Origin of the sequence: Streptomyces sp. WY228 (assembly GCF_019287315.1) — a bacterium.
Taxonomy (GTDB): domain Bacteria; phylum Actinomycetota; class Actinomycetes; order Streptomycetales; family Streptomycetaceae; genus Streptomyces; species Streptomyces caviscabies.
Genome location: NZ_CP079114.1, coordinates 6,126,138 through 6,142,890, shown reverse-complemented (window position 1 = coordinate 6,142,890; position 16,753 = coordinate 6,126,138). Strand labels below are relative to the sequence as shown.

18 protein-coding genes are annotated in these 16,753 nt (G+C 72.6%); 6 read left to right on the top strand and 12 right to left on the bottom strand.

The genetic code is table 11. The features are described from left to right. Window positions 1-66: 66 nt before the first annotated feature. From ligA to KV381_RS26955, 4 genes are all read right to left on the bottom strand, one after another. Window positions 67-2,298 (bottom strand): NAD-dependent DNA ligase LigA, encoded by a 2,232-nt coding sequence (gene ligA, locus KV381_RS26970; protein WP_218786589.1) that lies wholly within the window; start codon window positions 2,296-2,298, stop codon window positions 67-69. Between the two features lie 32 nt (window positions 2,299-2,330). Then, the gene (locus tag KV381_RS26965) at window positions 2,331-3,359 is read right to left on the bottom strand and encodes a methionine synthase (RefSeq protein ID WP_086779092.1); all 1,029 of its coding nucleotides are present in this window, start codon (window positions 3,357-3,359) and stop codon (window positions 2,331-2,333) included. Window positions 3,360-3,403: 44 nt separating this feature from the next. Next, window positions 3,404-4,093, bottom strand: a complete 690-nt coding sequence (locus tag KV381_RS26960; RefSeq protein ID WP_098026586.1) for an SDR family oxidoreductase — start codon at window positions 4,091-4,093, stop codon at window positions 3,404-3,406. An 83-nt stretch (window positions 4,094-4,176) separates the two neighbouring features. After that, on the bottom strand, window positions 4,177-4,716 hold the full coding sequence (locus KV381_RS26955) for a TIGR00730 family Rossman fold protein (RefSeq protein ID WP_193462449.1): 540 nt from the start codon (window positions 4,714-4,716) through the stop codon (window positions 4,177-4,179). A gap of 132 nt (window positions 4,717-4,848) precedes the next feature. Between KV381_RS26955 and KV381_RS26950 the strand changes: the two genes are divergently transcribed. Then, window positions 4,849-5,184 carry a DUF427 domain-containing protein gene (locus tag KV381_RS26950; protein ID WP_030078998.1) on the top strand — a complete coding sequence of 112 codons (336 nt, stop codon included), beginning with the start codon at window positions 4,849-4,851 and terminating at the stop codon, window positions 5,182-5,184. A gap of 75 nt (window positions 5,185-5,259) precedes the next feature. Further along, window positions 5,260-6,063: an alpha/beta fold hydrolase gene (locus KV381_RS26945; RefSeq protein WP_030078999.1), complete on the top strand. Its 804-nt coding sequence runs from the start codon at window positions 5,260-5,262 to the stop codon at window positions 6,061-6,063. Between the two features lie 69 nt (window positions 6,064-6,132). Here KV381_RS26945 and mnmA read toward each other — a convergent pair whose 3' ends face one another. Further along, window positions 6,133-7,269 (bottom strand): tRNA 2-thiouridine(34) synthase MnmA, encoded by a 1,137-nt coding sequence (gene mnmA / locus KV381_RS26940; protein ID WP_030632699.1) that lies wholly within the window; start codon window positions 7,267-7,269, stop codon window positions 6,133-6,135. A 61-nt stretch (window positions 7,270-7,330) separates the two neighbouring features. Here mnmA and KV381_RS26935 point away from each other — a divergent pair, with 61 nt between their 5' ends. Beyond that, on the top strand, window positions 7,331-8,089 hold the full coding sequence (locus KV381_RS26935) for an N-acetylmuramoyl-L-alanine amidase (protein ID WP_218786588.1): 759 nt from the start codon (window positions 7,331-7,333) through the stop codon (window positions 8,087-8,089). Window positions 8,090-8,095: 6 nt separating this feature from the next. On the opposite strand, the gene KV381_RS26930 is transcribed toward KV381_RS26935, so the two are convergent. From KV381_RS26930 to KV381_RS26920, 3 genes are all read right to left on the bottom strand, one after another. Beyond that, window positions 8,096-9,265 carry a cysteine desulfurase family protein gene (locus KV381_RS26930; protein ID WP_030079002.1) on the bottom strand — a complete coding sequence of 390 codons (1,170 nt, stop codon included), beginning with the start codon at window positions 9,263-9,265 and terminating at the stop codon, window positions 8,096-8,098. A gap of 176 nt (window positions 9,266-9,441) precedes the next feature. Further along, on the bottom strand, window positions 9,442-9,813 hold the full coding sequence (locus KV381_RS26925; RefSeq protein WP_030632695.1) for a hypothetical protein: 372 nt from the start codon (window positions 9,811-9,813) through the stop codon (window positions 9,442-9,444). A 68-nt stretch (window positions 9,814-9,881) separates the two neighbouring features. After that, entirely contained in the window at window positions 9,882-10,037 is a 156-nt protein-coding gene (locus tag KV381_RS26920) for a hypothetical protein (protein WP_218786587.1), read from the bottom strand. 138 nt (window positions 10,038-10,175) lie between these two features. Here KV381_RS26920 and KV381_RS26915 point away from each other — a divergent pair, with 138 nt between their 5' ends. From KV381_RS26915 to KV381_RS26905, 3 genes are all read left to right on the top strand, one after another. Next, window positions 10,176-10,802: a TetR family transcriptional regulator gene (locus KV381_RS26915; protein ID WP_086779090.1), complete on the top strand. Its 627-nt coding sequence runs from the start codon at window positions 10,176-10,178 to the stop codon at window positions 10,800-10,802. A gap of 104 nt (window positions 10,803-10,906) precedes the next feature. After that, window positions 10,907-11,791 carry a DUF2268 domain-containing protein gene (locus KV381_RS26910; RefSeq protein WP_030632686.1) on the top strand — a complete coding sequence of 295 codons (885 nt, stop codon included), beginning with the start codon at window positions 10,907-10,909 and terminating at the stop codon, window positions 11,789-11,791. Between the two features lie 29 nt (window positions 11,792-11,820). After that, window positions 11,821-12,654, top strand: coding sequence for a MerR family transcriptional regulator (locus KV381_RS26905; protein ID WP_218786586.1), 834 nt, complete (start codon window positions 11,821-11,823; stop codon window positions 12,652-12,654). A gap of 228 nt (window positions 12,655-12,882) precedes the next feature. Here KV381_RS26905 and KV381_RS26900 read toward each other — a convergent pair whose 3' ends face one another. The 4 genes from KV381_RS26900 to KV381_RS26885 all read right to left on the bottom strand — a co-directional run bounded on the left by KV381_RS26900 (window position 12,883) and on the right by KV381_RS26885 (window position 16,753). Continuing rightward, complete coding sequence (locus KV381_RS26900) at window positions 12,883-13,764, bottom strand: thioesterase family protein (RefSeq protein WP_030632683.1); 882 nt, start codon at window positions 13,762-13,764, stop codon at window positions 12,883-12,885. Between the two features lie 95 nt (window positions 13,765-13,859). Further along, a complete protein-coding gene (locus KV381_RS26895; protein WP_030079015.1) occupies window positions 13,860-14,531 on the bottom strand; it encodes a trimeric intracellular cation channel family protein in 672 nt (223 codons plus the stop codon). Between the two features lie 18 nt (window positions 14,532-14,549). Next, a complete protein-coding gene (locus KV381_RS26890) occupies window positions 14,550-15,764 on the bottom strand; it encodes an ABC transporter ATP-binding protein (RefSeq protein WP_030632681.1) in 1,215 nt (404 codons plus the stop codon). Then, complete coding sequence (locus KV381_RS26885; protein WP_030632680.1) at window positions 15,761-16,753, bottom strand: ABC transporter ATP-binding protein; 993 nt, start codon at window positions 16,751-16,753, stop codon at window positions 15,761-15,763. Before KV381_RS26885 ends, KV381_RS26890 begins: the two co-directional genes overlap by 4 nt.

Here is a 16,753-nt window from a genome sequence, read left to right as displayed (position 1 = left end):
TCTCGAAGGCGTCTCGATCCGGAGAACAGCGAGTGACGCGCGGCCCGGCGGTCGGTCACTCCGCGTCTACTCCGCGCTGTCCGCCGGGGCCGCCGCGGGCTCGGATTCCGGTACGGGAAGGGCTGCCTCCCGGGCGCGTTCGGGTCCCTCTTCGAGCAGGATCGCGAATCCGTCCTCGTCGAGCACGGGCACCTTCAGCTGCATCGCCTTGTCGTACTTGGAGCCGGGGTTGTCGCCGACGACGACGAAGGCGGTCTTCTTCGACACCGATCCGGCGACCTTCGCGCCGAGCGCCTGGAGCGCCTCCTTGGCGCCGTCGCGGGTGTGCCCGGCGAGGGTGCCGGTGACGACGACGGTGTGTCCTTCGAGGGGGCGGGGGCCCTCGTCCTCGTCGGAGCCCTCGTCCACCATCCGCACCCCGGCCTCGCGCCACTTGCGCAGGATCTCGCGGTGCCAGTCCTCGGCGAACCACTGCTTGACGGAGGCGGCGATGGTCGGCCCGACGCCGTCGGCGGCGGCCAGCTCCTCCTCGCTCGCCTCGTCGATCCGGTCGACGGAGCGGAACTGACGGGCCAGCTCCTGGGCGGCGACCGGACCCACGTGCCGGATGGAGAGCCCGGTGAGGATCCGGGCGAGGGGGGCGTCCTTGGCGGCGGCGATGCCCTCCAGCATGGCGACGGCGTTCTTCTTGGGCTCGCCCTGCTGGTTGGCGAAGACCGTCGCGATCTTCTCCTCGCCGGTCTTCGGGTCGCGCTTGGGCAGCCCGCTGTCCTGGTCCAGGACGTACGCCCGGATCGGCAGCAGCTGCTCGACGGTGAGCGAGAACAGATCGCTCTCGTCCTTGAGGACCGGCTCGGCGGGCTCCAGCGGCCGGGTCAGCGCGGCGGCGGCCACATAGCCGAAGTGGTCGATGTCCAGGCACTTGCGCCCGGCGAGGTAGAAGACCCGCTCGCGCAACTGGGCGGGGCAGGTGCGGGCGTTGGGGCAGCGGAGGTCGATGTCGCCCTCCTTCATGGGGCGCAGCTCCGTCCCGCACTCGGGGCAGTGGGTCGGCATCTCGAAGGCCTTCTCGGTGCCGTCGCGCAGATCGACGACGGGGCCGAGGATCTCCGGGATGACCTCGCCGGCCTTGCGCAGGACGACGGTGTCGCCGATGAGGACGCCCTTGGCCTTGACCACGTTCTGGTTGTGCAGGGTGGCGAACTCGACCTCGGAACCGGCTACTTCGACCGGCTCGACCTGGGCGTACGGGGTGACGCGGCCGGTGCGGCCGACACCGACGCGGATGTTGACCAGCTTGGTGTTGACCTCTTCGGGGGCGTACTTCCAGGCGATGGCCCAGCGCGGGGCGCGCGAGGTGGAGCCCAGCCGCCCCTGGAGCGGGATCTCGTCGAGCTTGACGACGACGCCGTCGATCTCGTGCTCCACGGAGTGCCGGTGGTCGCCGTAGTACGCGATGAACTCCCGTACGCCTGCGAGGGAGTCGACGACCTTGTTGTGGCGGGCGGTGGGCAGGCCCCAGGAGTGCAGGAGGTCGTACGCCTGGGAGAGGCGGTCGATGCTCAGGCCCTCGTGGGCGCCGATGCCGTGGACCACCATGTGGAGCGGGCGGGCGGCGGTGACCTTGGGGTCCTTCTGGCGCAGCGAACCGGCCGCCGCGTTACGGGGGTTGGCGAAGGGCTTGTCGTCGGCGGCGACCAGCCGGGCGTTGAGCTCCTCGAAGTCCTCCATGGGGAAGAAGACCTCGCCGCGGATCTCGACGAGCGCCGGGATGTCCTCGCCCTTCAGGCGGTGCGGGATCTCGGCGATCGTGCGGACGTTGGGGGTGATGTCCTCGCCGGTGCGGCCGTCGCCGCGGGTCGCCGCCCGGGTGAGCCGGCCGTGCTCGTAGGTGAGGTTGACGGCGAGGCCGTCGATCTTCAGTTCGCACAGGAAGTGGTGGTCGGGGGTGCCGACGTCCTTGGCGACGCGCTCGGCCCAGGCGGCCAGCTCGTCGGCGTCGAAGGCGTTGTCCAGCGAGAGCATGCGCTCGCGGTGCTCGACGGAGGTGAACTCCGTGACATAGGGCCCCGCGACCTTCTGGGTCGGCGAGTCCGGGGTGCGGAGCTGGGGATACTCCTCCTCGAGGGCCTCCAGCGAACGCATCAGCCGGTCGAACTCGGCGTCGCTGACGACCGGCTGGTCCTTCACGTAATACCGGAAGCGGTGCTCCTCGATCTGCTCGGCCAGCAGCGCGTGGGTCTCCCGCACGCCCGCCGGGACCGAACTCTCCTGCTCCACCCGCTGTTCGCCCGCCATCGTCCCGTCCTCCTGTGTACCCGTCGTCCCCGTCACTCAGGGTTGTCCGCGAGCGACCTCGCCGCCCGGGCGCTGTGGGCGAGCGCGGTACGGGCGTACGCGGGCGACGCACCCGCGAGACCGCACGACGGGGTGATCGTGACGGACTCGGCGAGAGTCCCCGGATTCAGCCCCAGCCTGCTCCACAGCGTCCTGACTCCCCTGACGCTACCGCCCGGGTCCGACAATCCCTCCGAAGCCGCGTCCGTGGAGGGCACCACGCCGAGGAAGAGCTGGGTGGAGCCCTCGACGGCTTCCCCGATCGCCTCCTCCTCACGCTCGGTGAGCAAGGAGAAGTCGAAGGAGATGCCGTGGGCCCCGGCCCGGCGCAGCAGTGCGAACGGCACTTCGGGGGCGCAGGAGTGGACGAGCGTCGTGCCGTCCTCGCCCGCCGCCGCGAGGACGTCGCGCAGGGCCGACTCGACGATCTGGCGGTCGACGGCGCGGTAGGTGCGGTAGCCGCTGGCGGAGCGGATCCGGCCCAGCAGGACGGCGGTCAGGGAGGGTTCGTCGAGCTGGAGGACGACCTTCGCCCCGGGCATCCGGCGGCGGACCTCCGCGAGGTGGGCGCGGAGTCCTTCGGCCAGGGATCCGGCGAGGTCGCGGCAGGCGCCCGGGTCGGCCAGCATGGCTTCGCCGCCGCGCAGTTCCAGGGCGGCGGCGAGCGTCCAGGGCCCGACGGCCTGGACCTTGAGCAGCCCCTCGTACCCCTGGGTGAACTCCTCCAGGGCATCCAGGTCCTCCCCCAGCCAGGAGCGGGCGCGGCGGGTGTCACGGCCGGGGCGGTCGCTGATCCGCCAGCCGCTCGGCTCGACGTGTCCGTACATCTCGACGAGCATGCCGATGGTCCGGCCGATCATGTCGGCGCCGGGCCCGCGCGCGGGCAGTTCCGCCAGGTACGGCATGCCCTGGCCGTCGGCGAAGGAGCCGGTGACGGTCTTCGCCGCCTCCCTCGCGTCTCCCCCGGGCATCGACCCGATGCCGGTCGCCGGACACCCGCTGAACTTGCTCTTCTCGCTCACCCGGGAAGCCTACGGTCACCGGCGGGTCCGCTGCTCCCCAGGGCTCAGCGGCCGGGGCGGACGGTGAGGTCGTTGACCTCGGCGTCGCGCGGCAGGTCGAGCGCCATGAGGATCGTGGTCGCCACCGACTCGGGGTCGATCCACCGGGCGGCGTCGTACTCCTTGCCCTCCTGCTGGTGGACCTTGGCCTGCATCGGGCTGGCGGTGCGGCCCGGGTAGACGGTGGTGACGCGCACACCGTTGGCGTGCTCCTCGTGGCGCAGCGAGTCGGCGAGCGCCTTGAGGCCGTGCTTGCTCGCGGCGTACGCGCTCCACCCGGCGTGGGCGTTGAGCCCGGCGCCGGAGTTCACGAAGAGGACGTGGCCCTGGGCGGCGCGGAGCTGCGGGATGAGGAGGCGGGTGATCTCGGCGGGGGCGATCAGGTTGGCGTTGAGCTGGAAGTGCCAGGCCTTGGGCGTGAGCTCGCCGACCTCGCCGAGTTCGACGACGCCCGCGATGTGCAGCAGGGTGTCGATCCGCTCGGGCATGGTCTGCTGGCCGAACGCCCAGGACAGCCGGTCCGGGTTGCCGAGGTCGCCGACGAGGGTGCGCGCGCCCGGGTAGCGGTCGGCGAACTCCTTGGCGCGGCCCGCGTCACGGGCGAGCAGGACCAGGTCGTCGCCGCGCTCCAGGAGACGGCGGGCGACAGCGGCGCCGATGCCGGATCCGGCGCCGGTGATGAGGTGAGTAGCCATGGGGCGATCCTAGGTCCGGCTCTCCTGCCGGCGTCCGGCGGTCTCCTCCGGGTGGGCGAGCGCCGGTCCCGGATCCGGGCCGCTCACCGAAGTCCCGCGGACTCCTCCAGGTAGGCCAGCGCGCCGACGCCGTCCTTGGCGAAGAAGACCAGGTCGGTCAGGGGCAGCGGCAGGAAACCCTCGTCCTCCATGCGCTGGAACTGCTGGCGCAGGCCGTCGTAGAAGCCCGCCGTGTTCAGCAGGACGACCGGCTTGGTGTGCTTGCCGTGCTTCTTCAGCTCCAGGATCTCTGTGGCCTCGTCGAGCGTCCCGGTCCCGCCGACCATGATCACGACGGCGTCGGCCTTCGCCAGGAGGAGCGCCTTGCGCTCGGCGAGATCGCGGGCGATGACCATCTCGTCGGCGTTGGTCCGGGCCTTCGCGGCGAGGAAGTCGACCGAGACGCCCACGAGCCGTCCGCCCGCCGACTGCACGCCGTCCGCGACGACCTTCATCAGCCCGCTCTCCGATCCGCCCCAGACGAGGGTGTGGCCGCCCCTGCCGAGCAGCTCGGCGAACTCCCGGGCGGGCACGGTGTAGCGGTCGTCGAGGTCGGCGGCGGAGAGGAAGACGCAGATGTTCATGGGGCAACCGTACGACCCGCCTCGGACACTCCCCCGTTCCGGGGACGGATCGGCAGACACGATCGGCGTACGGAATCGGCGTACGGGATCGGCTACGGGAAGAAGACGGCCCCGTACGCCGCTGAAACAGGCATGACTGCCACCCGAGGACACCGCATCACCGTCGAGCAGGGCACCGAGCACGTCCGGGCGGTGCACGAGGGCCGGGTGCTGGCCGAGAGCCGCCGCCCGCTCGTGCTCCGCGAGACCGGCTGTCCGGTCCGCTACTACCTGCCGCCCGAGGACGTCCGTACCGAGCTGCTCTCCCCGTCGGACACCTCCACCCACTGCCCGTTCAAGGGGGACGCCTCCTACTGGTCGCTGCCCGGGGCCGCCGATCTCGTCTGGGCCTATCCGGACCCGAAGCCCGAAGTCGCCGCGATCAAGGACCACTTCTGCTTCTACGCCACGGAGACGGTCGCCGGCTGACCCGCTCCGGGCGGTCCGCGGAAGTTTTTTCCGGCGGAGCGATGAGTTTCGCGGACCGCCCCGGTCTCCTCTCCCATGGACAGGATTCTCTCCGCCGACGGCACGCCGATCGCCTACCGCCGCCAGGGCGAGGGCCCGCCGCTGGTGCTGGTCGGCGGGGCGCTGAGCACCGCCGCGACCGAGGCGCCGCTGGCCGCCCTGCTTGCGCCGCGTTTCACGGTGCTCACCTACGACCGCCGGGGCCGGGGCGCGAGCGGGGCCGCCGGGCGCTGCACCGTGGCGCGCGAGGTCGAGGACCTGGCCGCCGTCGTCGGCGCGGCCGGGACGGGCGCGGCGGTCTTCGGGATGTCGTCCGGCGGGGCGCTGGCGCTGGAGGCGGCGGCGGCCGGGCTCCCGGTGGGGCTGCTCGCCGTGTACGAGCCGCCCTACACGCCGGGCGCGTCCGGCCTGCTGTTCAAGGCCCGCTGCACGGCCCGGCTGCAACGGCTGCTGGCGGCCGGGGACCGGGCCGGCGCGGTGGAGCTGTTCCTGTCCCTGACGGGCGTCGCGGCGGAGACGGCCGCCCTGATGCGGCGCACCCCGGCGTGGGCGGAGCTGGAGGCGATGGCGCACACCCTGGCGTACGACGACGCGCTGCTGGGCGACGGATCCGTCCCGGCCGAGCGGTTCGGGGCGGTCACCGCCCGGACGCTGGTGATCTGCGGCGGCTTCAGCAGCGCCCCGGCCCGCGCGGCGACCCGCACCCTGGCCGAGGCCCTGCCGCGCGGCCGGCACCGCACGCTGACGGGCCAGATGCGCGAGGTGGCGCCCCAGGTGATCGCGCCGGTGCTGACGGACTTCTTCGCCAGGGACGTGTACGCGTACCGACAGGCGTCGTGAGCCGACTGTGGGCCGAGCGCCGTGACCCGGCTGTGGGCCCGAGCGTCGTGAGCCGCCCGCGGACCGGGCTCAGCCGCCCGCGGCCACCCGTTCGCGTCGGACGGTCGTGGCGATGGTGGCCGAGCCGACCACGCGGGTGCCGTCGTACAGGACGACCGCCTGGCCGGGGGCCACGCCCCGGACCGGCTCGGTGAAGGTGACGTTCAGCTCGGAGCCGTCGACCAGCTCGGCCGTGACCTCGGTCTCGCCGCCGTGGGCGCGCAGCTGGGCGGTGTACGTGCCCGGCCCGGACGGAGGCGTTCCGCACCAGCGGGGCTTGATGGCGGTCAGCGAGGTCACGTCGAGGGCCTCGACGGGGCCGACGGTGACGGTGTTGTTCACCGGGGAGATGTCGAGGACGTAGCGCGGCTTGCCGTCGGGGGCCGGGTGGCCGATCTTCAGGCCCTTGCGCTGGCCGATGGTGAAGCCGAAGGCGCCCTCGTGGGTGCCCAGCTTCGTACCGGACTCGTCGAGGATGTCGCCCTCGGCCGGGCCGCCCAGGCGGTTCGCGAGGAAGCCCTGGGTGTCGCCGTCGGCGATGAAGCAGATGTCGTGGCTGTCGGGCTTCTTGGCGACGGCCAGGCCCCGGCGCTCGGCCTCGGCGCGGATCTCGTCCTTGGTGGTGAGGGTGTCGCCGAGCGGGAACATGGCGTGGGCGAGCTGCTTCTCGTCCAGGACGCCGAGCACATAGCTCTGGTCCTTGGCCATGTCGGAGGCGCGGTGCAGCTCACGGCTGCCGTCCTCGGTGAGCACGACGGTGGCGTAGTGGCCGGTGCAGACGGCGTCGAAGCCGAGGGCGAGGGCCTTGTCGAGGAGCGCGGCGAACTTGATCTTCTCGTTGCAGCGCAGGCAGGGGTTGGGCGTGCGCCCGGCCTCGTACTCCGCGACGAAGTCCTCGACGACGTCCTCACGGAAGCGTTCCGCCAGGTCCCAGACGTAGAACGGGATACCGATGACGTCGGCCGCGCGGCGGGCGTCGCGGGAGTCCTCGATGGTGCAACAGCCGCGCGCCCCGGTCCGGAAGGACTGGGGATTCGCGGACAGGGCGAGGTGGACACCGGTCACGTCGTGGCCCGCCTCGGCGGCACGGGCCGCGGCGACGGCGGAGTCCACGCCGCCCGACATCGCGGCGAGGACACGCAGGGGGCGCTGGGAAGTCTGAGTCATAGCCTCTCCAGGGTACGGGTCCGCGGGAACCGAACGCTCGCGGATATGCGTTGACGACCACATGGGCAACAACGGGAGCACCCGGGCCGCGCGCAAGCCTTCGGGGAAGCCTTCGCGGAAGAAAGCTGACGGCGTCAGCCGGCGCGCGCTGCTGATCGGCGGCGGTGCGGTGGTGGCCGCCGGCACGGTCGCCGTGCTCGCGCGCGACCAGGTGAAGCGGCTGTGGTGGCAGGTGCCGGGCATCGAGAAGCCGCGGAAGCCGGGCGAGCTGGATTACGCGGGGGCGACCTGGGTGGCCGCGTCGGAGGCGAACTGGCGGCGTGCGGACCGGCCGGACGACTTCCCGATCGACCGCGTGATCATCCATGTCACCCAGGGCAGCTTCGACAGCGCGGTGAAGGTGTTCCAGGACCCCGCCCACCAGGCCGCGACCCACTACATCGTGGGGCAGGACGGGCGGGTGGTGCAGATGATCCGCGAGCTGGACGTGGCGTACCAGGCGGGCAACCGCTCCTTCAACGAGCGGGCCGTCGGCATCGAGCACGAGGGGTTCGTGGACCGGCCGAAGGACCTCACCAAGGCGATGTACGAGTCCTCGGCGCGGCTCACGGCGTCGATCTGCGCCCGGCACGGCATACCCATCGACCGCAAGCACATCATCGGGCACGTGGAAGTGCCGGGCACCGACCACACCGATCCGGGTCCGCACTGGGACTGGGACCGGTACATGGAGCTGGTGCGCCGGGCCGCGACCGCGCCGCCCTCCCCCACGCCCGCCTCCTCGGCCTCCGCCTCCGCTTCCGCGAAGGCCTCCGGGTGACGGCTCTCAGCTGAGTCCGGCGGTCCTCGCCCGCTCGACCGCCGGGCCGATCGCCTCGGCGAGCGCCTTGACGTCCTCCTCGGTGGAGGTGTGGCCGAGCGAGAAGCGCAGGGTGCCCCGGGCCAGGTCCGGGTCGGTGCCGGTGGCGAGCAGGACGTGGCTGGGCTGGGCGATCCCGGCGGTGCAGGCGGAGCCGGTGGAGCACTCGATGCCCTGGGCGTCCAGCAGCAGCAGGAGGGAGTCGCCCTCGCAGCCCGGGAAGCTGAAGTGCGCGTTGGCCGGGAGGCGTCCGGCCGGATCCGGGTCGCCGCCGAGCACGGCGTCCGGCACGGCCCGGCGTACGGCGTCCACCAGGTCGTCGCGCAGCGAGCCCACGCGGCGGGCGAACTGCTCGCGCCGCTCGGCCGCCAGCCGCCCGGCGACCGCGAACGAGGCGACGGCGGGCACGTCCAGGGTGCCGGAGCGCACATGCCGCTCCTGGCCGCCGCCGTGCAGCACGGGCACGGGGGTGTGGTCGCGGCCCAGCAGCAGCGCGCCGATACCGAACGGGCCGCCGATCTTGTGCCCGCTGACCGTCATCGCGGCCAGTCCGGAGCGGGCGAAGTCGACCTCCAGCTGACCGAAGGCCTGCACCGCGTCGGCGTGCATGGGGATGGCGAACTCGGCTGCCACCTCCGCCAGTTCACGGACCGGCATGATGGTGCCGATCTCGTTGTTGGCCCACATGACCGTGATCATCGCGACGTCGTCGGGGTTGCGGAGGACGGCCTCGCGCAGATCTTCGGGGTGCACCCGGCCGTAGCGGTCGACCGGGAGGTAGTCGACGGTCGCACCCTCGTGCTCGGCCAGCCAGTCGACGGCGTCCAGGACGGCGTGGTGTTCGACAGGGCCGGCGAGGACCCGGGTACGGCGGGGGTCGGCGTCGCGGCGGGACCAGTAGAGGCCCTTCACGGCGAGGTTGTCGGCCTCCGTGCCGCCGGAGGTGAGGACGACTTCGCTGGGGCGTGCGCCGAGGGCGTCGGCGAGGGCCTCTCTGGACTCCTCGACGGTACGGCGGGCCCGGCGTCCGGCGGCGTGCAGCGAGGACGCGTTGCCGGTGACGGAGAGCTGGGCGGTCATCGCCCCGATCGCTTCGGGAAGCATCGGAGTGGTCGCGGCGTGGTCGAGGTAAGCCATGGTGGGGCCGATTCTACGAGCCCCGGGTGGGGCGCATGCCGGGCGCGTCACGGCCAGGTGCCCGCGCACGCCCGTACGGGACGCGGCGGACCGGCTCGACGACCGGCCGGGCCCCCGGTCCGGAGCCCGATCCGGCACGGGGTGAGCGGCTCGCGGGGCCGCTCCGGGGGTGCGGGTCAGCCGCCGAGGCTCCAGGCGACCGTGCCGTTGGCGGTGACCAGGACGGCGAGCACGGCGAGGTCGGCGACGCCCAGGGCGAGGCCGAGCCAGGCGCGTCCCCGGCGGCGGGTGCGGCGGGCCAGGGCCAGCAGCGCCATCACGATCGCGGTGGGCCCGAGCAGGATGTTGAATACCAGCAGTCCGACGAGGCCGAGGACGAAGGAGGCGACGGCGAGACCGTCCGCCTCCCGGCCGGCGGCCCGGCGCGGAGCGGAGTCGGGGCGGGAGTCGGAGCCGGGGGTCTTCCGCGGCGCCGCGCCCGTGTCGACGACGTCCTTGCCGTGGGCGGCGTCCGTGCGGCGGGTGCGGTCGATGAGGGTGAGGGTCATGGTGCGAGCTCCTTCGGATCGTTTCGGGAAACGGCAGGCTCGGCGGGTGCGGGTGCGGGTGCGGCGGGTCAGTGGGTGCGGCGCGACGCGCGCTCGCGTACGGCGAAGATCAGCAGCCAGCAGCCGATCACGGCCGCGGCGGCCAGGGCCAGCGGCAGCGGGATATGGGCGACCGCCCCGAGGACGATCCCCAGCAGGAGCAGCGCGGCGACGAGGACGAGCACGGCGGAACCTCTCTGTGCGACGACGCATTCCGTCCGGGGACGAGCCGGACAGCATTCGGAGTACGAGTGTTCACTGACTTGGAAGTCTAAACCCCCGACCCCTTCCTCGACTCGGAGAACGGTTGTTTACTGAATGGCATGAGTCACACCTCCGTCGGAATCCGCCAGACCCAGAAGCTCAGAACCCGCCAGGCCCTCCTGGACGCCGCCCTCGTCCTGCTGGAGCACCAGAGCCTGAGCAGCCTGGGTCTGCGGGAGGTCACCCGGGCCGCCGGGGTCACCCCGACGGCTTTCTACCGGCACTTCGAGGACACCGCCGCACTCGGCGTCGCCCTGGTCGAGGAGACCCTGGGCAGCCTGCACGGACTGATCGCGGCGGTGCTGGTGGAGACGGGCGACAGCGAGCAGCGGCTGGACCGCAGCGTGGAGGTGATAGCGCGTCATGTCGGCGCGCAGCCCGCCCACTTCCGGTTCATCGCCCGGGAGCAGCACGGCGGGGTCGGCCCGGTGCGTGAGGCCATCGCGGCCCAGCTGCGGCGGTTCGCGGAGGAGGTGGCCTGTGCGCTCGGCCAGGAGCCGGGGGCGGCCGGGTGGAGCGAGGAAGATCTGCTGATGCTCGGCGGCCTCTATGTGGACCACATGGTGATCACCACGTCGACCCTGCTGGAGGCCGGGCCCGAGGGCGAGGAGGAGGTCGTCCGGGTGGCACGGCGTCGGCTGCGGCTGGTCTCCATCGGCCGCGAACACTGGCTGGACGAAAGCTGACCGCGACGCCCCCGACGACCGTCGGCCGTCCTCGGCCGCCCTCGGTGGCCGTTGGCGGGCGGCCCTTGACCCTCCCGCGACAGGAGGCTCTACGGTCCCCCGGTATGAAGATCGTCGTCCATGACACCGCCTCCGCCCTGCTCGGCCTCCTCCGCCGCCCCGTGGCCCAACGGCCCGACGCCCTCCGTGAGATGTACGCCCCGTTGCAGGAGGTGATGTCCTCGGTGGGGGTCGGAGACCTGGTCGAGACGCACCGCGCGGGCAGCGGTTTCCCGCTCGACCGGGACGACCCGCGCCTCCTGCCCGCCCTGGAGCGGATGCGCGAGGCCCGGGTGTGGCAGCGGATCGAGGACTCGCTCGCCGCCGCACAGGAGCGGCTGGGCGCTGCGGCGCCCGGGGCGCGGACCGCCGGCACCGTGCAGGTGGTCCTGGCGCTCGGCGACCCGGACGACCCGCTGCTCAGCCTGAACCAGGGGTACTTCGGCCTCGGCGGCATCCCGGGCGCGATCCTGCTGATGATGTGGCCCACCGAGACCGGCCTGGCCAAGATCGGACACGCCGCCGCCCACGAGCTGCACCACAACGTCCGCTACGCCAACGTGACCTGGGACCCGATGGCGGTCACGGTCGGCGAGCAGGTCGTGGCCGAGGGGCTGGCCGAGGCGTTCGTGCGGGAGCTGGCGGGCGAGGCCGCCATGGGGCCCTGGGCGACGTCCCTGCACGGCCCGGAGCTGGACGAGGTCTGCGCGAAGGTGGCGGCCGGGATCGATGTGGCGGGTATGGCGCACCTGTCTCCGTACGTGTTCGGCGACCGCACCGCCCGTCGGCTGGGGCAGGAGCCGGTCGGGCTGCCGGACTTCGCCGGGTACGCGGCCGGGCTGCGCTTCGTGGACGCGCACCTCGCGGCCACCGGGCTGACCGCCGCCGCGAGCGTGGCCCTGCCCGCACGGGAGATCCTGGCCGCCGCCGGCGTGCCGACCGCCGCGTGACCCGGCTCCGGCTGCGGGAGACTGGGCCGGTGAGCAACGAGGAGCGCCGCCCCGGGAAGCCGCCCGCCGGCGGTCCGGCCGACGGGCTGACCGTCGGGCGGACCGCCGCGCTCGTCGGGGTCAGCGTGAAGACGCTGCACCACTGGGACACGATCGGTCTCGTGCGGCCGGGCGGGCGCACCCGGTCCGGCTACCGGGTGTACGGGGACGACGACGTCGCCCGGCTCCACCGGGTCCTCGTCTACCGGGAGATCGGCATCCCGCTCGCCGCGATCGGGCGGCTCCTGGACGACCCGGAGGTCGACGCGCGCGAGCATCTGCGCCGGCAGCGGGGGCAGCTCGTCGACCGGATCTCCCGGCTGGAGCGGATGATCGGGGCGGTGGACCGGATGCTGCTGGAGTCGAGGCCCGGAATCCGGCTGACGCCCGAGGAGCAGGTGGAGATCTTCGGGGCGGACTGGCAGCCCGGCTGGGCCGAGGAGGCCGAGGAGCGCTGGGGCGGCACGGACCAGTGGGCGCAGTACACGGAGCGGGCGGCCGGGATGAGCGCCGAGGACTGGAAGGACGTGGCGGCGGCCACCGAGGCGCTGACCGCCGACCTCGCCGAGGCCTGCCGCACCGGCGTCGCCGCCGGCTCGGACCCGGCGAACGCCCTCGCGGAGCGGCACCGGGCGCAGATCTCGACGTACTTCGACTGCACGCACGCCATGCAGGTCTGCATCGGCCGGACGTATGTCACCGACCCCGGGTACGCCGCGTACTACGACGCGATCGCCCCCGGGCTCAACGACTGGCTGTGCGCGGTGATCGCCGCGAACGCCCGGGCCCACGGCGTCGATCCGGAGTCCGCGAGCTGGGAGTGAAGGCGGCGGGCCGGGTCAGCCGTCGGCCGCGCACATCTCGACGACCCGGGCGGCGGCATCGGCCAGCAGGGTGCGGGCCTCGGGCGGGTCGACGACCTCCACGGCCGCCCCGAAGGCCAGCAGGGACCGCGCCCCGGGTCTGGAGCAGCAGGAGGACGGAGAACAGCCGGTCGGATTTCACCGCTCCATGACGGCCGGATCCCCGGTTGCCGCGACTCCGCGCCGCGGCTACTTCTCGCGCGGGGCCTTGGCCAGCTGACGGGACTGGGCGACGAGGCGGTCGGCGCTGTCCCAGACCTCGGCGTCCTCCTCCAGGAAGCCGCCCGCGAGATTCCGGGTGGTGATGGCGACGCGCAGCGGGCCCGGGGCGGGGCGGCAGCGGATATGGGTGGTCAGCTCGACGGTGGGGGTCCAGCCGGTCAGGCCCAGCTCGAAGGAGGTCGGCGGCAGGGCGTCCACGGTGAGCAGCAGCGACAGCGGGTCCGGGTCGCGGCCGTCGGCCAGGCCGAACCAGCCGCGCATCTCGCCCTTGCCGGACGGGGCACCGATCGCCCAGCCGACGGTCGCCGGGTCGAGTTTGATGTCGAGGCGGTCGGTGATGGCGGAGCTGCCGGGGATCCTGGGCGCGCCGTCGCTCGGGCCGAGGCAGTGGTCGCGGTCGGGCATGGCGGGCGGCAGGGCCGTCGTGCGGACGTCGTCGGGGAGCGTGTCCAGGTCGCCGTAGGTGGCGAGCACCCGGATGCGCTCGACCTCGCTGCCGTCCTCGTCGTACTGGAAGAGGGAGGCCTGACCCGTGGAGAGGGTGCGGCCGGTGCGGACGATCTGGGTCCGGATCACCGCGGGGCCGGGCACGGAGGCGGTGAGGTAGTGCGCCGAGACGGAGAACGGGTCGGAGTGCGGCAGGGCCTCGCCGAGCGCGCGGCCGAGCAGGGCGAGCAGATAGCCGCCGTTGACGGCGTGGATGATGGTCCAGCCCGCGGAGAGCTCGGCGTCGTAGACGCCCTCCTCGCGCAGGATGACCGCGGTGTCCCGGTCGAACTCGCTGTCGCCGATGGTCGCCGGTGCGGTCCGCGCCGCTCCGGTCACTGCCTCAGTCGCTGCCTGTGCCATGGCATGCACGGTACATCCATTGCATTACTGAGCGGTAGCTTTTTCGTTGCCGAATCATGGCGGACGGATCGCGGCCCAAGACACCCCCTAGGGCCCTAGGTCGCGGCCGAGCCTTCCTCGGCCCGCGCCGACGACCGGTTGTACGCGCGCGGCGCCCGCCAGTGGAAGCGCAGCGCCAGCAGCCGCAGGACGAACGCGGCGATCACCGCCAAGCCGCTGGTCAGGGCGTTGAGGGTGTCGAAGCGGATGCACAGGACCACCATGGTCGCGCCGACGATCGCGGGCACCGCGTACAGGTCGCGGTCCCAGCGCAGCAGCGAGGGCACCTCGTTGGCCAGGACGTCGCGCAGCACACCGCCGCCGACCGCCGTGGCCAGGCCCAGCGCCGCCGACGCGGTGAGCCCGAGGCCGTACTCGTACGCCTTCACCGTGCCGGTCACACAGAACAGGCCGAGCCCCGCCGCGTCGAAGACGTTGACGCCGACCTGGATGCGTTCCACGTGCGGGTGGAGGAAGAAGACCAGCACGGCGGCGAAGAGCGGGGTGATGAAGTAGCCGAGGTCGGTGAAGGCGGCGGGCGGGATCGCGCCGATCATCACATCGCGGAACAGCCCTCCGCCCAGCGCTGTCACCTCCGCGAGGACCGCGATGCCGAAGACATCGAAGTTCTTGCGGACGGCGAGCAGGGCGCCCGAGATCGCGAAGACGAAGATCCCGACGAGATCGAGCGCATGCTGGACGGAGGGCGTGAACAGTTCGGTGAGCACCGGGCAATTGTGCCGGTACTAGACCTTGGGGCTGCCCTCCGCCTTCTCCGCGGCGTCGGCGTCGGCCTGAGCCGGCACGGCCGCGGGCTCCTCCGACTCCTTCTCGTCGGCCTTGTCGGCCTCGCCGGCCTTGTCGGCCTCCGGGACCACCGTGTCGCCCTCCGAGACCTCCACCGCCTCGGCCGCCACCGTCTCCGTCCCCGTGACCGCCTCGATGCCGGTCGCCAGGGTCTGCTTCACCGTGCCGGCCTCGATCTCGGCCGTGAAGTGGCAGGCCACCTTGTGCCCGTCGCCGGTGTCCAGCAGCGGCGGGCGCTCCGTGGCGCACTTGGTCTCCTGCACCCACGGGCAGCGGGTGTGGAAGCGGCAGCCGGCCGGCGGGTTCGCCGGGGAGGGCAGGTCGCCGTGGAGCAGGATCCGCTCGCGGCGGTCCTCCACCTCCGGGTCGGGCACCGGGACCGCCGACATCAGCGCCTTGGTGTACGGGTGCCGGGGCCCCGCGTACAGCGCGTCGCTCGGGGCCTCCTCGACGAGCCCGCCGAGGTACATCACCCCGATGACGTCCGAGATGTGCCGGACCACCGCGAGGTCGTGCGCGATGACCAGGTAGGTCAGGCCGAGGGACTCCTGGAGCTCCTCCAGCAGGTTGATGACCTGCGCCTGGACCGAGACGTCGAGCGCGGAGACCGGCTCGTCGCAGATGATCACGTCCGGCTCCAGGACCAGCGCGCGGGCGATGCCGATGCGCTGGCGCTGACCGCCGGAGAACTCGTGCGGGTAGCGGGACATCGCGTTGGACGGCAGGCCGACCTTGGCGAGGATGTCCTTGATCTTCTCCCGGCGCTCCGCCGCGTCCTTGCCGATGCCGTGGGCGGCCATGCCCTCGGCCAGGATGGACTCGATGTTCTGCCGGGGGTTGAGGCTGCCCAGCGGGTCCTGGAAGACCATCTGGAGGCGGCGGCGGAAGGCCCGCATCTCCTCGCCCGGCAGCTTCGCCAGATCGGTGCCGTCGAAGACGACCCCGCCGTCGGTGATGTCGTTCAGCCGCAGGACCGCCCGGCCGAGCGTCGTCTTGCCGCAGCCCGACTCGCCGACCAGGCCGTACGTCTGACCGGCCTCGATGGACAGCGAGACGCCGTCGACCGCGTAGACGTGGCCCACCGTACGGTCGAAGAAGAGGCCCTTCTTGACCGGGAAGTGGACTTTGACGTCGTCCAGTTCGAGAAGGCTCATGCCGGGACCTCCGCCTTGGGCAGGACCGGGTTGACGCAGCGCACCTGGTGTCCGGCCGTGCGTGGTTCGGTCAGTTCGGGGGTGCCGGTGAGGCACTCCATCGTGTAGTGGTCGCACCGGGGTGCGAACGCGCAGCCGTCGGCCCAGGCGATCTTGTCGTTGATGGAGCCGCGGATCGGGTTGAGCGGCTCGCCGCGCGGTGCGTCGAGGCGCGGGATGGAGCCGAGCAGCCCGTGCGCGTACGGGTGGGTGGGGTGGGCGAACAGCTCGCGGCGGCCCGCCGATTCCACCGCCCGGCCGGCGTAGAGGACGTTGACCTCGTCGCAGAGGCCGGCGACGACACCGAGGTCGTGCGTGATCATCAGCAGGGCGGTGCCCTCCTGGTCGACCAGCTCCTTCAGGAGCTCCAGGATCTGCGCCTGGATGGTCACGTCCAGCGCGGTCGTCGGCTCGTCGGCGATCAGCAGCCGGGGGGCGCAGGCGACCGCCATGGCGATCAGCGCGCGCTGGCGCATACCGCCGGAGAGCTGGTGCGGGTACTCCTTGAGCCGCCGGTCCGGGTCGGGGATGCCGACCCGGTCGAGCAGGGACGCGGCCTCCTTGCGGGCCTTCTCGCCCTTCAGCCCGCGGTGGCGCTGGAGGATCTCGGTGACCTGGATCCCGATGGGGACCACCGGGTTCAGCGAGGAGAGCGGGTCCTGGAAGATCATCGCCAGCTGGCTGCCGCGCATGTCGCGGAGCTTGCGCTCGCTCATGGTCAGCAGGTTCTGGCCGTCGAACTCGGCACGGCCGCCGATCCTCGCGCCCTTGCGGGGCAGCAGCCCCATCAGAGCGAGCGAGGTGACGGACTTGCCGCAGCCCGACTCGCCGACCAGGCCCACGACCTGGCCCTGGTCGACCTCGAAGGAGACGCCGTCCACGGCCGTGGCGTCCTTGCGGCCGCGGGCGGTGAAGGTGACGCTGAGTTCCTCAACGGAGAGCAGTGACAT